Source organism: Candidatus Babeliales bacterium, from assembly GCA_035288105.1.
Lineage (GTDB): Bacteria > Babelota > Babeliae > Babelales > Vermiphilaceae > SOIL31.
The window spans coordinates 1-16,271 of record DATEAY010000052.1 but is presented as its reverse complement, the minus strand read 5'-3'; the positions used below and the strand labels follow the sequence as shown (position 1 = coordinate 16,271).

The 16,271-nt window shown below is 35.7% G+C and carries 14 protein-coding genes; 4 read left to right on the top strand and 10 right to left on the bottom strand.

Features of this window, described 5'->3' with window-relative positions:
• Positions 1-352, top strand: a 352-nt coding sequence (locus VJJ26_02810) for a hypothetical protein (protein ID HLC07095.1), incomplete at its 5' end; no start/stop codon positions are given.
• Positions 353-382: 30 nt separating this feature from the next.
• Here VJJ26_02810 and VJJ26_02805 read toward each other — a convergent pair.
• On the bottom strand, positions 383-4,093 hold the full coding sequence (locus tag VJJ26_02805) for a mechanosensitive ion channel domain-containing protein (protein ID HLC07094.1): 3,711 nt from the start codon (positions 4,091-4,093) through the stop codon (positions 383-385).
• Positions 4,090-4,680 carry a hypothetical protein gene (locus tag VJJ26_02800; GenBank protein HLC07093.1) on the bottom strand — a complete coding sequence of 197 codons (591 nt, stop codon included), beginning with the start codon at positions 4,678-4,680 and terminating at the stop codon, positions 4,090-4,092. The genes VJJ26_02805 and VJJ26_02800 overlap by 4 nt, the downstream gene beginning before the upstream one ends.
• Positions 4,681-4,918: 238 nt before the next feature.
• On the opposite strand from VJJ26_02800, the gene VJJ26_02795 reads away from it, so the two are divergent.
• Complete coding sequence (locus VJJ26_02795; GenBank protein ID HLC07092.1) at positions 4,919-6,592, top strand: alkaline phosphatase family protein; 1,674 nt, start codon at positions 4,919-4,921, stop codon at positions 6,590-6,592.
• A gap of 62 nt (positions 6,593-6,654) precedes the next feature.
• On the opposite strand, the gene VJJ26_02790 is transcribed toward VJJ26_02795, so the two are convergent.
• From VJJ26_02790 to VJJ26_02755, 8 genes are all read right to left on the bottom strand, one after another.
• Entirely contained in the window at positions 6,655-7,116 is a 462-nt protein-coding gene (locus VJJ26_02790) for a hypothetical protein (GenBank protein ID HLC07091.1), read from the bottom strand.
• Positions 7,117-7,280: 164 nt separating this feature from the next.
• On the bottom strand, positions 7,281-7,709 hold the full coding sequence (locus VJJ26_02785; GenBank protein ID HLC07090.1) for a hypothetical protein: 429 nt from the start codon (positions 7,707-7,709) through the stop codon (positions 7,281-7,283).
• A gap of 113 nt (positions 7,710-7,822) precedes the next feature.
• Complete coding sequence (locus VJJ26_02780; GenBank protein HLC07089.1) at positions 7,823-9,928, bottom strand: M3 family metallopeptidase; 2,106 nt, start codon at positions 9,926-9,928, stop codon at positions 7,823-7,825.
• A gap of 15 nt (positions 9,929-9,943) precedes the next feature.
• Positions 9,944-10,267 carry a hypothetical protein gene (locus tag VJJ26_02775; protein HLC07088.1) on the bottom strand — a complete coding sequence of 108 codons (324 nt, stop codon included), beginning with the start codon at positions 10,265-10,267 and terminating at the stop codon, positions 9,944-9,946.
• An 18-nt stretch (positions 10,268-10,285) separates the two neighbouring features.
• On the bottom strand, positions 10,286-10,723 hold the full coding sequence (locus VJJ26_02770) for a nucleotidyltransferase substrate binding protein (protein ID HLC07087.1): 438 nt from the start codon (positions 10,721-10,723) through the stop codon (positions 10,286-10,288).
• Positions 10,711-11,007 (bottom strand): nucleotidyltransferase domain-containing protein, encoded by a 297-nt coding sequence (locus VJJ26_02765; protein ID HLC07086.1) that lies wholly within the window; start codon positions 11,005-11,007, stop codon positions 10,711-10,713. Before VJJ26_02765 ends, VJJ26_02770 begins: the two co-directional genes overlap by 13 nt.
• A gap of 196 nt (positions 11,008-11,203) precedes the next feature.
• A complete protein-coding gene (gene uvrB / locus VJJ26_02760) occupies positions 11,204-13,174 on the bottom strand; it encodes an excinuclease ABC subunit UvrB (protein ID HLC07085.1) in 1,971 nt (656 codons plus the stop codon).
• Between the two features lie 25 nt (positions 13,175-13,199).
• Positions 13,200-14,435, bottom strand: a complete 1,236-nt coding sequence (locus tag VJJ26_02755; protein HLC07084.1) for a hypothetical protein — start codon at positions 14,433-14,435, stop codon at positions 13,200-13,202.
• Between the two features lie 117 nt (positions 14,436-14,552).
• Here VJJ26_02755 and VJJ26_02750 point away from each other — a divergent pair, with 117 nt between their 5' ends.
• Together VJJ26_02750 and VJJ26_02745 are read left to right on the top strand one after the other, a co-directional pair.
• Positions 14,553-15,092: a hypothetical protein gene (locus tag VJJ26_02750; protein HLC07083.1), complete on the top strand. Its 540-nt coding sequence runs from the start codon at positions 14,553-14,555 to the stop codon at positions 15,090-15,092.
• A 26-nt stretch (positions 15,093-15,118) separates the two neighbouring features.
• Complete coding sequence (locus VJJ26_02745; protein HLC07082.1) at positions 15,119-15,898, top strand: hypothetical protein; 780 nt, start codon at positions 15,119-15,121, stop codon at positions 15,896-15,898.
• Positions 15,899-16,271: the final 373 nt, after the last annotated feature.

Here is a 16,271-nt window from a genome sequence, read left to right as displayed (position 1 = left end):
AGGAAAAATACCTGAGGAAGAAAATTGGCAATATATGCCAATTTCTCAAGAACATCTCGCTGAAATTGCTAGAAAGTCTGATATTTTTTATCTCTGTGTCTACGAAAAAGGTGCGTATGCAGAAGATCATGATCCTGCTTGCTGCATACGAGTAATTCAGACGATTATTGATCGTGATGGTCGTAGCACTTCTGTTCAGTTAGAAGACCCTGACAAAAAAATAGTTCAAAGAATGTATTGGAATGTGCCATCTATGAGATCAATGATGTGCTATGGGTTTAGTTCATTCATTACCCTGTGTCGGTTAGGTTGGTTGCAAAGATGTGGACAGTTTTTGAGTGGTATGTGGTAAATAACAACGAGCTAGAATTTCATTGTGTTGTTATTCTTTTATATTTTTCCCAAACGGTCCATCATGTGGTGATCCCGGTCTATTCTTATCGTTGTTATTAATTTTTGTTTCATGGTAATGTGCACCATACTCATCAACTTTGTACATAGGAATTGCAAATTCAATACCATGTTCTTTAAATGCTTTTGCAATGAGCAGACGAATATCACTGCCAATATCCCACATTTCAAGAGTGTATGCAGAACTAATAAAGCAGCGCACCATAAATTCATACCCAAATTCGCTAAAATTGGACAAACGAATAATGGAACGCGGATTTTTAAGTACATTAGCATGTTCTTCAACTGCTGCTTGTAGAATGGCTTTCACTGTAGAAGCGTCTTCTTTGTAATACACAAAGAGCGTAATATCATTGACTGCGATAAAATTACGGACATAGTTCCAGTTTTCAATTGGTTTACTCACTACGTATGAGTTTGGAACAATAATAGTTGTGCTATTTTTTCTGCGCAACACAACAGATCGTGGGGTAATTTTACGTACAACACCCAATGTTTCAGCATCAATTTGGACATAATCACCAATTTTAATTGGTCGTTGTACCAAAATAATAAAATAAGAAATAAAATCACTAATTGGGTCTTTGAGGTACAAACTAATACCAAATGCTAACGCGATAAACATCTTACCAATGAGTGAGCCAAGACCAACACTGTTAAATGCAAAGAACGTTGCAATAATAATAACAATGTACTGTATAATACTGGTAACAGTGTGTTGTACGCCAGATTCGACTAGTAATAAATCAAAGACACGTGCGAGTACATATTGTTTGAGTGAATAAGCAACAGCAAAGCCGCCCAAAATAAATGCAATAATTTTGAGTAAAGACATTGTTGTAATAGGGTGTGTGGTTCCTTCAAGCAGCAGAGGCACCTGTAACCATTCTCTAAAATCGGTAATGGCAACACCAAGTCCCCAAATTTTTGCAGTACCAATAAATCCAATAAATCCTAGTATTACAAACGATGCAATAATAACCAAACCAAAGCAGGTTTTTGCGTATGAAAATCGTTCGCGAATGATTGCATCTTCTTGGGTAAAAAATAACATCGATGTTGCTGTTTTTACAAAATCATGGAGTAACGACAATATTTTGATGAGGATGATCATGTAAATGGAGCCCGAAAGCAGATAGAGGACCAATCGCCCAAATCCAACATACGGGTTGCTCATGATGATAATGGCGACTACAAAAAATAAAATCAGATAATAATAATGATCAACATGTGCTTGCACCCATCGCCAAAAATCAGAATAATCGGGAATAATACCCATAATTTGTTCTTTAGTGATCAGGAGAATCAGTGAAATTTGTAAAATAATAAAGTTCACTGCAAGCAAAATGTTGGAGAGCTCTGATCGTAAATAAATAGGAGAAAGCATAAATGCTTGGCGGAAGAAGAAAATGATAATGGTGAGATAAATTAATGTTGAAAATACAAGTTCAAATCGACGCTGAAAATCTTCAGAAAGTAAAACATGCTTGTATTGACTATTCATGTACATGAGTAGCCTCATAAACCGATGAGAAAGGTACAAAAGATACGGAATTGAACAAAGATAAAAGAGTATCGAAAGATACGTATCAGGGATCATGATACAGAGTAGCCATATCGTCAGCCAGACAAAAATACCGTGACTAAATGCACAGATAAATGTTACTAACGTACCAAGAATAAATTTTCCCATACTTACCAGAATGCCGTAATCACCGTGTTGTATAAGTAATATAGTGATGATTTTCGCTTGATATTTTCTTAAGAAAAGGAGTGCGCAAATGAGACCAAAAAAGGTGAGTAACAAAAGAAGCACATCAAGAGGATGAGAAAAACCTTCCCACACATGAATGATAAATATTTTGCTATTAAATTTTGCCAGGTAGATACGAATATCATTAAAGAATGCTTTGGTATCAGAAATGATATTTTTGACTCCCTCAAGCGTGATTGCGTAGGCTGGACGGTACCATATGGTACTCGCTTGCAGTTCATTGCTAATGAAATCTGTTAATATGACCGTACTATTGATTTCGGAGATTATTCCTGAGTATGTACCCGTCAATTTTCCTAGAATATCAATTTGTTTTTTGAGTGCCCTATCAGCGCGCAATAAGTATGTAGTGAATTGATTATATTCTTTGGATTTATTTTTAAAGATAATATCAGTTTGTTTTTCTGCTTCTTCGCGAAATGTGTTTAATCTATCAAGGATTTTTTTTACTTGATTCAGGGCATTGGCAACAGCGTTTATTTTTGCTTGGACTGCTTTGATAGTATCTTCGTCGATTTTCTTTTTTATTTCGTATTCAGTACGTTCTTTCGCAATTTCTTCTTCTGTTAAAAAGCCTCGTGTTGAAATTTTATGATAGGTTTTTTTCGCTTCGGTTCTTATTTTTTTATAATTAAATTTTTCTTCTTCAAGGGTTATATGCGCATCGAGTAAATCTTTTTCTTTAGCATATAAAAAAGCTTCTGAATTTAATGCGCCGATATGTACAAATCCAACGTAAGAATCGGATGTTTGCTTTGGTTTTTTTGTCCATTCATCAATTTCACTGCCCAAGGGAATAGAAAGTTGTTTACTGAGCTCATTAAGCTCTCGGTCTTTATTTTTTTGAGCAAGAACAATTTTTTCACGATCATGACGCAATGAATCTTTATGGGAAAAATAAATTTTTTGTTCTTTTGCCAACTCTTCTTCCGCGAGCGTTACGTCTGCTTCACTCACATGAATAGCTGATTTAACGACACGTAACTGTTTTTTAAAGAGATCAAGATGAGCTCTGGCTAAAAATAATTGAAATTCTATCGATTTCATCTGATAGGTAATTTCTTTAAGTCGCATATCAGCAAGTTGTTTTTTATATTTATAAAGATGGTCTTCTAGTTTAATGATTTCTTTTTCATGTTCAGAATCTCCACCAAGGGCGCTGTTCATTGCAATGGCGTCGGCAAAAGATTTAATATCTTGTTGTCGTTTTTCGTATTCCTCTTGTAAAGCTATTGTGATCCGTTTTCTACTGTCTTTTTCAACACGGATGCTTTTTTCTTGGTCAATGAGCTGCATAACTTGTTGTTCGGAGGCCAAAAGACGTTCATTGAGAGATTGAAGATCATCAAAAGAATAGTATGGGCGTTCGCTCAATTTATTCTTTTTTCTGAATGATTCAAATTGCTGGTCTTCAATAAAAGATTGTAACTGTGCGATAATATCTGTGACAAGTGAATGAGTGTCATCTTGTGTGCGTTGAGTATCTTTTAAGACTTGCTCTGATTCTTTGAGTATGAGCTGTTGTTTAATTAAAAAATCATCTTCGGGATTCTTTTGAAGCTCGCTTTCTACATTGGCAAGTAATGTTTTAACCTCGTCTATTTGTCGGGAAATCTTTTCAGCAAAGGCTTTATTAGAACTGGTAAGTTCGAGTTGTTCTTTGGTGAACTCGTCTAATAACTTCTGTTTTTCCTCAACTACTCCAACAAAAAATTTTTGATTGGTGTCAGTTTTGACAAATTGCTTTAAGAAATCTCCGCAATAAAGAGAGGTATTTATCGAAATAAGTAGAAGATATATATAACCCGATTTTGCATTCCACAAAAATCTTTTTACTAAATTCTTTACTGGGGTCCCCATGTGAAAAGCATTGGAGCATGGGGTAAAGGTTTTTTGTATTATTTTCATATTGCCCTGTTATGTGCTAAAAAATGAACTGTCTTAAATTCATTAACATATGGATGCTGCCAAACGCAACACCATAGCCATCTATCCAACTCTTTTTCATCTAGAGTGTTGATTGTCATGTGGGAGAGCTGCTTTATATCAATCGTATTGAGTTGTGTAATCAGTTTTGTGCGTACTTCATTAATTTCTGGTACGCTGCCCATACTTGTCAGTAATTTTAATAAAAAAAATTTTTTAGATTGTGTTGTCATGTCTCTATGTTCAGTTGAATATAAAAATGCAAGAAGATCAAATACTTCTTTTGAGCAATTGCCTACGTGGGTAAAATAGTAAATTAATTCAAGTACGTGGTGAAAAAAAAGCATATCAGTTTGCGCTAGAGAAAGAGGAATATATACGAGTGTGCTATCGCTGATGAAGTGCATGGAACCTTTTTGGCGCATGTTGTACGTAATAAGAGCTCCCGTTGATAAAGAAGTGGCTGTGGTAACACATTCAATTTTTCCCTGAATTTTATCCAGGATTATTATTTTGTATGGTGAAAGCTCATTTTTTTTTAAAATAATGCCGACAGAATCCAAAAACATGCCCATGCTCCTTATGTGTCTAGCCCCATGTCCCATTTAATTATACACGAGGACCCCGGCGTAGAGAAGTGGAGCATGGGGATTACTATTTGTGACATTGTGTGTCTGGCAAACTTTATAATTTATAACAGGCGTCAAAAATATGAATATCTTTTTTTATGGATAAAAAATATGCTAAGTTGAATTTATGAAAAAAAACAATCATTGTTTTTTCTTATTAGAATATTAGGGGGTTGGTATGAAAAAGTATAATTTGATTTGTTTATATCTTTTATTATTCGGTCTTTTTTTAATGCAAAGAACAATTCTCGCACGTAATACTCGGCCGCCACGATTGACAGTTGTCTTGGTTGTTGATCAGTTTGCGCATCATTATATTGATAAGTTATATCCTCATTTTAAGTATGGTCTTAAATATCTCATTGATCATGGTGTTTATTTTACCAATGCCAATTATCCAACCGGACAACCAGGCACTGCCACTGGGCATGCTGGCATTAATACCGGAACATGCGCAGATGCACATGGTTTTCCAAGTAACACATGGTATGAAAATGGAAAAAAGGTTGCATGTGATGATGATAATTCTGGTAATGCACAAGTACTTGCGCCGAAGGGAGTATATGATTATGGTAAATCGGCGCATCGATTGATGGTTGATGGGTTGTCCGATCAATGTGTTCTGCAGACAGAACCACGCAGCGCATTTACTGTGTATAGTATTTCTGGAAAAAGTCGTTCAGCAATTGCCACTGCAAGTAAATTAGGTAAGCCATTGTGGATTGATTGTCATTCAGGGCGTTTTACCTCAAGTAAAGCTTATTTTGATACGCTACCAGATTGGGTGCAACTATTTAATAGCAATAATAATCTCAATGAACTTGGTTCAATCACGTGGCAGCGTATGTATCAAAAAAGTCCGTATGCATATCAATTTTTTAATATTAATAATTATGAGTATACCCGCTCAAAAGAAACAATGCTCAACACTCCTCTTGCTGTGCCAGATGTATCTCATCCTAATAACCCATATCATTTATTTGAAAAAACACCGCAAGCAAACCAATATATTCTTGATTGTTCGCTTGAATGTATCAGAAATCATGTCAGCAGAAAACACAGAGACCGTTTATTATTATGGGTATGTCTAAGTCCGCTTGATAAAGTTGCTCATCAGTACGGTCCCAATAGTATGGAAGCGATTGATATGATTTATCATCTAGATAGGCAGCTACAACGTTTTATACGTAAAACATTACGTGTGATTGGTAAACATGAACTGCTATTTGCGCTTACTTCTGATCACGGTGTGATGCCAATTCCAGAATTGCTTCATGAAGAAGGTTTAACACAAGCACAACGAATAGATAGAGTTGAATTTGTTAAAGGTATCAATGATGTTATTAAAGAAAAACATTCATTGAACAATATTGTGGTGAGTTATAAGGGACAAGAACTGGTCCTTGATTCTGTAGCGATGGACAAAATGAGCTCCGAAAAACAAACTGCACTCATGAATGATATAAAATTGTGTGTATTGAAAGAGCGTGGAATAAAAAATATATGGACATATGATGAACTGATAAAGCTGCCAACTGAGGCTAATACGCTCGAAGATCATATCAAAAAACAGTTATTCAGAGGAAGAAGTGGTTCTCTTGTTGTGCAGCCATATCCATACACCGTGATTACGCATTGGAAAGAAGGGTCAGCGCATAAAACCCCGTATAATTACGATACTCATGTACCACTCATTATTTTTTATCCAGGCAAATTTGAACGCCGTTATGTACGTCAACGTGTTACACCGTTGCAATTACCGAGTACACTTGCAGAAGTATTGAATATTCCAAAGCCATCAGCGTCGACGTGTGAAATATTACCAGAACTGTTCGATCCAGAATATAAATAAAAAAAGACACAAAAAAAGGTCCTGCTTAAAAACAGGACCTTTTTTATGTTTTTTATTGTAAATTACTGCAAATCTTTTTGCATTTCTTGTTCAATAGCTTCGTGTTTTTTATGTATCGCAGCAACCATTGCCATATAATCTACACAATCCTCGCATGGATTATAATCGTTGAATGAACCAGTGCGTACAACAAAAAAATTTTGATTTTCACACCAATAGATCTTTCCATTATCTTCTTTTTGTATGCCAATTAGAGCAGCTGTAGGATCACTGAAAGAGTGGCTTTTTGGAGATCCAATAGTTCCCAGATCCTCAAAATTATAATGCCTAGTGTCAGAATAATAATGCAATAAAGGCACCTTTTTAAATGCGGGATCATTGATAAGATCTTTTATCTTTTTTTTTGAGCCATTAAAATCAATAACATCTTCACCAAAGTTTGATATGTGAGTATTTTTTGAATATGTAGTGTTTGCTATTGCGCTCATCACAAGAGCTGTAAATAAGATATTTTTTTTGTTCATAGTTAAATCCCCATAAATTATATGGCCATATCGTCTATTTCTTTAGTCATATTAATTCTAACTGAAATTAACAAGCTTGTCAAAAGGCCCATTTAATGGGTATTTTAGGAACTTAATTAATTTTCGGATAAGTTCTAAATATAACTACAGTTTGTAAGTAGCGATTATGAGACTAAGAATACAATCCATGAAGCGATCCATGCAGCATCACCCGTTAGATTTTTCTTATGTTGTATTGCATTATCTTTAAAGCTTTCGTTTACGTCATCAACGAGCCTATTTCGTAACTTATATTCTGCATAAAGAATTGAGATGAATGTTACTATAAAAGCCCCTGGATTATCTAGTTTTGGATCTGGATTTGCAAACATTTTAAATGCTTTATTCGCAGCATGTCTTGCAAGAATACTTGTCATAGAACCAGTTAATCCACCAAAAACTAATGATGTTGCATAGGATTTGCATAGATTTGACCATTGTGGCTTATTATTGTTTTCTACATGAGATGTTTGTTGAGCATACATAGTGTTTGGAACTATGGCAGATGCAAAAATTGTAATTAATGCTATTAAAAGCACATTCTTCTTATTCATGTAACCTCCATGAATTATAATTTAGACTATTTCAGGTTCTAATATAATTCTATCTGAAATAGTCACTACTGTCAAGAGGGTTGCAAAAGGCCCATTTAATGGGTATTTTTTGATTATTTTAATCCCATTTCTTCAAAGAACGCATGTGCATTAGGTTCTCTACCCAAGAAGTTGTACAACAGTTCATTCGGGTCTTGTGCGCCACCTTTACCAATTACTTCTTTTACATACTTTTGACCAATTTCAGGGTTCAATAAACCATGTTTTTTGATCGTTGCAAAAATATCAAGCGCAAATACTTTTGACCATAAATAGCCGTAATATTTAGCGCCATACCCTGTTAAATGGCCAAATGAAGTGTAAAAATGGTTTTCTTCAACAAATGCCATGTGGGGAAGTAGTTTTGTGTACAATTGTTTCATAATTGTATGAGGGTCTTTGTTGTCTCCTGATCCAAAATAAGAAAGTGCAATACTAGAAAGATAAGCTTGGCGTGTTACAAAATAACCGCTGGATAAATTCTTGAGCTTGATAATGGTATCAATTAGATCATCGGGCAATGGTTGTCCGGTAACATAATGACCACTCACTTTTTTCAAAATATCTTTGTCTGTTAACCATTCTTCTAACATTTGCGATGGTAATTCAACAAAGTCAGTTTTTGTGTGAGTTCCTGAAAGTGATGCAATTTCTGTTGCGCCTAAAACTGCATGGAGTGCATGCCCAAATTCGTGGAAGAATGTTTCTACTTCAGAGCGTTTGAGTAATGATGGTTGTGTTGCGGTTGGCTTTGAAAAGTTAGCAATAACAATAGAAACATCAGGAACGCGTGTTCCATCAAGTTTGTATGTTGATGGAATAATTGTTGTATGTGCAGCATGACTATATTTATTTGGTCGTGGGTACAGATCAAGCATGAGTGTGCCAAGCAACTCATCGCCTTGTTTGTTTAAAACACGCACAACGGTTACATCTTCATGCCACAATCCACTTGCCGGCACTTCTTGGAATTCAATGCTGAAAAATTGACGGTAAATATCAAGTAGTTCATCAACTGTTTTTTGCATTGGGAAGTATTCAGCTATCTTTTGTTCATCAAGATTGAAGTTTGTTTTTTTATAGTTGTTTTGCAGATATGACATATCCCATGGTTGAATTTTGCCATCACTGGTAAGTTCAACAGATGTAGGAAGTTTTTCTGTGAACATTGCAATTTCTGCTTCTATTTTTGATAAGGATTTTTGCGATAAATCAGTAATGAATGCAAGAGCACGTTCTGGGGTATGAGCCATTTGGCTATCAATATCGCAGTATGCGTAATCAGTGTAGCCGAGTAAACGCGCAAGTTCATCACGTTTGATGATAATTGTTTTGAGTAATTCTTCATTTAGAGGATATGCTCGATTTTGGAAGGCAATATAATGTTTTTTACGTGTTGCTGCTACCGAGCAATTATCCATTACTCTAAAATAAGTAGGGTAATCTACGCCAAGTTTGTAAAGACCATCTTCTGTTTGTTGTAATGTTGCAATAAAGTCATCACCCAAGCCTTCCAGCTCAGCGCGTGTTGCGGTGATGGAACTATTATCTTCTGCGATGTTACGATCAAAATCTGCTGATAACTGTGCTAATTCTTTGCGGAGTGCATTTACTTGCGCCAATATTTCATCAGGCAGAGATAAGCCTTCTCGTTTGAATGAATCAATAGTGTCGTTAACAAAATAACGTTGTTGAGCGGAAAGACCTTCATTTTCTATTTGTTGGTAAGCGTATGCCATAAATGCGTTGTAAAGAGCTTTGTTGCTCATGGCATAATCAACCCAGAATGCTTGTATTGCAATGTATGCATCATGCGCTGTATCGCGAATTGCTTTATCTGGATGTAACAGTTCAAGAGCTTCGTAGACGCGATGTGCAATGGCAAGGTTGGAGAGTGAAAAAACTTCATCAAGTGGTTTAGCTGTATTTTCAAAAGTACGTTGGTCATCAGGAATTGCGATAATTGCATCAATGATGTTTTTTGTTTCATCAATATACCGCGGAGTGTTTGTTGTAATATCATGCGGTGTGAGCGCAAAAAGAGAAATAATATCTGGTGTGTGAAAAGCTTTGGTAATCATTTTTATGTCCTGTTTTGTTCCTTTTGAGCAGTAACTTAATGTGGCTAAAAATATAATGGTCATACTGCAAAAAAGTAATTGAATGGTCTGTTTCTTCATAAACTCTCACTTTTTTTATAACTTTGAATTTGCAGAAAGTATTGTCACAATCCGATCTCGGTGTTCAAGTACTTTGTTTGTAGGCATGTTTGGATTGTAGAGTTCCACGCAAAAACGAATTAAACCGTAAACTTTATTACGAGAGTGTTCTTTATCGCCAAGAATAATATGAAATCCCGAGCGCTCTGCTAATGGAGCATAGTTATTTTTATGTATTAGATCATCGGCAGTTAATTTTTTTTTGAGAATGCTCTGATTATCGAATCGTAGTTTTTGTTGCTCCATTGCACAGATAGATGTACACAGGCTTAATAGAGTAATTACAATATATTTTTTCATGATATGTCCCTTGTTTAGCTAAACTAGTGGCATTTTTACTGTTTCTAATATTTTTCCAAAAACTTCATAATGCTTTGTAATAGAGTTGCAAACTTCTTGAGCTAATATTTTGCTGTAAATATGAGTTGTTTCATTGCGTGCATCTGCGAGAGTGATAAGTTCATTAAGGATATTTTGTGGAAATAGCTGCAGTTCTTCACAAGCACGAAAGACTGCTTTTGGAGACAGAATTTCTCGATTATATATTATAAGCAAATATTCTTTCAAAAATTTCCACCCAGTTTCATATGCAAGTTCAAAATGTTTGATAACTCCAGCATTGACAGTATCAAATAGATTCTGAACTGATGGATTACTAAGGGATATAGCTTCTAGTTCGTTCTGTGTGTTTATAGATTTACCCAAAGCTTCATAGCATTTTTTAAAGTTTTCGTATTTACGGTCTAAACTTTCCATGGTACCCCTTTCTTCAAAATAGATTCACGCATGTCGTCAGGAATTGCATGCATATCAACAAGATCTATCTTTTGTAGTATTGGCAGTGCATCAAGGAGATTCCACAAAAATTGTCGTTCATGTAGATTGAGTCTTTTACCTACATCTATAGCAACATCGATATCAGAACTTCGTTTTGCCGTTCCGCGAGCGTAGGAGCCAAAAAGATATATTTTAGCATCAGGGTAAAAAGCAGTGATTATTTTTATGATGCTTGGTTTGTGTTCGATTTCTGTCATTGTCATTCACAATTCATTTTTTTGCTAACTTTAAATTTAAATTAATAGTGACATAATTTATATTTTTTGCCAATAACAAAGGGGTTGTGAGAATTTCTCTCATAACCCCTAAATAATATTATGTTGCAACTGATTAAAAAATGAAAATATACTTTTCCTACTATAGTTACAGTTTACAATGATTCTTTCTATTTGGCAACCGCTATTTAATAAGAGCCTGTAGGCGCTGCCATTCAGACCGCAATGCAATAGCCGTCTCAAAATCAAGTCGTTCAGCAGCTTGTTGCATCTGCTGTTCCAACTGCAAAATACGTTGTGCAATATTGCCAACTTCGGCAATATTAGCCGCTTCTTTTTTCTTATCTTTCTTAGACTTAGATGCCTGTGCGATTAATTCTTGAATATTAACAATGCTTTTCAGCACATCACGTTTTACTGTTTGTGGCGTAATGCCATGTTTTTTATTGTAGTCTTGTTGCAACTTTCTTCTGCGGTTTGTTTCATCAATTGCATTCGCCATGGATCCAGTAATTTTATCGGCAAAAAGAATGACCTTGGCAGCGGTGTTACGTGCAGCGCGGCCGATAATTTGGATAAGTGAACGTTTGTCACGCAAGAAACTTTCTAAATCGGCATCCATTATTGCAACCAAGGCAACTTCAGGAAGATCAATTCCCTCACGCAGCAAGTTAACGCCAACAAGGCAGTCAAATGTACCAAGACGTAGTTTTTGGAGCAGCTCGGTCCGTTGTGGTGTTTTTAAATCACTATGTAAGTAGCATACCTTGATATGTTGTTCTTCTAGATAACGCGCCAATTCTTCTGCAAGTTTTTTGGTCATTACCATTACCAATGAACGGTAGCCAGCTGCTGTTGTTTTGTTGATAGAGTCGATTAAGTGACTAATTTGTCCAGAACGTCCATGAATTTCAATTTCTGGATCAACCAAACCTGTTGGACGAATAATTTGTTCAACAAATTGATCAGAGTGTTTTAATTCATAATCGCCGGGAGTTGCAGAGACAAAGATAACATCGTTAAAATACTTTTCAATTTCTTCAAATTGGAGCGGTCTATTTTCTTTTGCACTGGGTAGCCTAAATCCAAACTCAACAAGAGACTTTTTACGAGCCTGGTCGCCAGCATACATACCACGCAGTTGTGGCATTGCTATATGCGATTCATCAATGACGAGTAAAAAATCATCAGGGAAAAAGTCGAATAGTGAATATGGATGACCATTTTTTTTACGACCATCAAAGTGTGCGGAGTAATTTTCAATACCAGAACAGTATCCAGTTTGTTGGATCATTTCAAGATCGTGTGATACGCGTTGTTTAATTCGTTCGCGGTAAATAGGATTTTCAACTTGTGGCAACCATTCATCAAGTTCCGTTTGAATGCTGTTGAGTGCTGCGTCCTTCATATCTTGTGTTGTGACAAAATGACGTGCGGGGAAAATCACCGTGTTATCAAGTTCTTTCATGACGGTATTATTATGTTTGCTTACCCACAGCAAGCCTTCAATCTCATCACCAAATAGTTCAATGCGCAATTTGTCTTTTTGATACGGTAAATGTACTTCCACCGTGTTGCCAATAACGGAAAATCTACCAGAAGCTGGTTCAACATCGTTACGTGTATACTGAATAAAAATAAGTTGGCGTAATAGTTCAGCGCGGGACATTCTTTGACCAACGGAAAGCGATAATGCTAAATTACGATAATCATTGGGATTACCAAGTGAATAAATACAAGAAACTGATGCAATGACAATGGTATCATTACGATTAATTAAGGATGCAGTGGATTCCACGCGTAAGCGTTCAATTTCGCTATTCACTTTGGTTTCTTTGGGGATATAAATATCCTGTGCAGGCATGTACGATTCTGGCTGATAATAATCGTAGTAGCTGACAAAATAGCAGACTTTATTTTCAGGGAAGAATTGAGAGAATTCTTCATACAGTTGAGCTGCCAACGTTTTGTTTGGTGCTAAAATCAAAACAGGTTTGTTTTGCTGGGCAATAACGTTTGCAATTGTGTAGGTTTTTCCCGATCCAGTAACACCCAAAAGAGTAGATTTACCAGGACGACCTTTGAGAAGCTCTTTTATCGCTTCGGGCTGGCTGCCTGCTGGCTGGAACGGTGTATGAAGTTTAAATAAAGACATGGATTACTCATTTTTTTTAAATTCTTTATTTTGTTTTTTTCTTTTTTTGATCTGGGGCTGATTGTGCTTCTTGTTCTGCTTTTCTTTTTGCAGCTTTTTTCTCAGCTTGTTCTTTGTTGCTTTTTTCTTTTAATTGTAGCGCAGGAGCAAGTGGTTTGCACACTGTTTTTACTGTTTCAAAGTTACGTATTGATTGCATTGTAATATCTTTATTATTAGGCAGAAGAAGGGTATAGTTTGTTTGTTGAGCACACTCGTCTGTTACATTTCCTGTATTCTCCAGATGCATATATTTTGTTCCTTTGATTATATCTACTGCTTTACTATGCTCACTCGCTTGCGAATCTTTATCAGGGCAAAAAATATGTACTGGAATACCTGCTTGATCAAGTTTTTGGAGTAAAGGTGTGCCATATTTGGTTAGTGCAGTATGGTTTGCTATGAATTCTATGTCAGCACCACTTTTTTTTGCCTTAATTGCAGCATCAACTACTTCTTCATCATTAATATTCATAGTTTGGATACGTGCAGATCGATTATCGCTCGTATCTTTAGCAAGAGTATCCAATCTTTGGGCTAAAGATTTGTTTAGATCTGTTTTTTTTGAGCTAAATAAAGACGGTTTTTTTGGTGTTAACTCTATAACCTCTTTTTTCTTTTTAATTGGTGATTGGGATAAAATCATCTGGTAAGCTTGTTCTGCTAATTCAGGATCATTAGTGCTAACGCCTGTTTCTAAATTGAAACGAATTTTTTTTTTGGGTTTGATTTGCCAAGTACTATTTGTTCCATTGTTAGACCCTATGTGCACGAATCCTTTTTGGGCATCTGTTTTTATTGGACTTCCTTTAAGAGCAACGGTCATTTTTCCATGAGCGTTAGCTTTACGCTTTAAGGTTGTTACTTCGTAAAGGCTCATATCATTTGCACCATGTGCTCCAACAGTAAGATGAACTTTTGTATCTTTTCGTTGTGCAGCATCATTCATAGCATTGATAATATGCTTTTGATTGCAAACAAATTGCTCGGAGGCAAATCGGGAGTGTTCCTCGTTTTGGTAGATTTTACCCATTTCATAAGGAAAATTATCTTCAAAACTATTCAAGAATTCAAAAGAGATCGCAGGATTAGCTTTAGTTTTTGATAGTTGGTCGTTATTAGCACGGTCCATCCCATGGGCTGGAATACTAAAAGAGACAAAAAACAGTAAAAAAAGTATTTTTTTGTTATTGATTTTGTTCTCCATATTGTTAAAAAACACAATTAAACCTACATTTTTAAGTATATTAGAATTTTTCTACTTGTCAAGTATTGCATAAATGCTACAATGGAAATAGGGCATATGAGGGCTTGATATCTATAAACGAGGGAAAAATTAATGAATAAAGCACTGTGGACAGCAAGTCTGTCTGTTTTGATTAATTTTTGTGCAGTAGCAATGGATAAAAAAGAGTATGATCAGGTTGCACAAGAACATAATTCACGTCTGTATACGTTTTTAATAGAGATGAGAGATTTTGAAAGAAAAGAGGAAGACCAAAAAAGAAAAGAGCAACCGCGTCGATTGCTTGCTCATGCAAATAACCAGACGCCTGTTTATAACGCGATACTTTTCAATGAATTGATAAAAAAAAGAATGTACAAAGATGCTGTTGAACTCATAACGAGAGACATTGCTTTGAGAACTAAGCATCCACTTGCACAAGAACTTGTATGCATTAAAAGACAAATAGATGCTATACGCAAATGCGAGATAACAGAAGGATTTTTTATACAATTATCTGAAGAAGCAGGGCGTCTATTTCCTTATATTGAAGTAGAAATGGTGAAAGCAGCTAGAGAAGGTCAAAATGCAAAATTTTTGGGCGCTTACAAAGAAGCTAAAAGAAATTCTACATTGGGAAAACCACTTTCTTAAAAAAAATGTAATGACAAGGCATAAAGATGAACAAATATGTACCGATAACGTTTGTTTTAACCACATTTTTTGCTATTGGAATGGATACGCCACAGAGACATGGTGATAACCAAATTAATAGGAGATGGTCTCCTATTACAAGAGAGCAAAAGAAAAGAGCGATGAATGCAAGTGATTATGCTGGTACACCAGATCAGTGGCGTACATTAGCATTTCATTTATCCGTTGATAAAAAACAATATAAAGATGTTGCGAGTATACTTTTGGCACGAGATAGCGAAAAATTAAGAAAAAGAGATGTTCTTGCTCAAAAATTATATGCAACACTGACGCAACCAAATATCGTTGGGTTTACTGTAAGTCAAAATGAAGCTCCATTGGTGTCATTTAATGCAATAAAAGCAGTAGCATTTGATCTTGCACAACGTGGAAACAACCAAGAATTTTCATATGTGTTGCCCGATTATACAGCAGGTGATAATGCGCGTTGTGGTGCATTGCATAGCGGAGGTTTTATATCGCAAGTTCCTTCAGATGTTCCAATATATCATAAATTGCGTTTGGATGAGGCTATTGAAAAAATGGATTATGAAAAAGTTATGGGTATTCTTATGACTCGTAATGAGTTGGTATCAAATTATTCTCTTGCTCGCAAACTACATGGGATAGTAACAAATAAAATTCATGGAGTTTTCATAGAAGATTGCGAAGCTCAATTTATATCGTCCGGTTCTCTTATATCAACGGCGATGGCACTTGCTCAATTTGGAGATAATGACGAATTTTTACGGAATTTGACGCAATAAGATATGATACAAAAATTAAAAAAAGACCTTTAATATTAAAGGTCTTTTTTTTGTGCAAAAATGTACCGTGTAAACTTATGTTTGCGTAAAATAAGCTGGTAGTAAGCTGCGTATAAGTGCCGTCATATTATCTGGCAAGTAATCGAATTGATAGAGTGCTACGATAGCAGCAATCAATGCAGCAAGGCCTACGGCAGCTGGTGTGAAATAAGAATAAGGTGTTTTTGGAACAGAGCTGTCAAGGTTAATTGTTGTGTGTTGTGGTGTTTCTGGTTGTTTTAGTGATTTTTTTGGTGTACCTTCGACCGGCTCTGGTAATGTTACATGTAATTAAAGACAGGTAAACCACTAGTTTTACTAGTGTGACTATCAA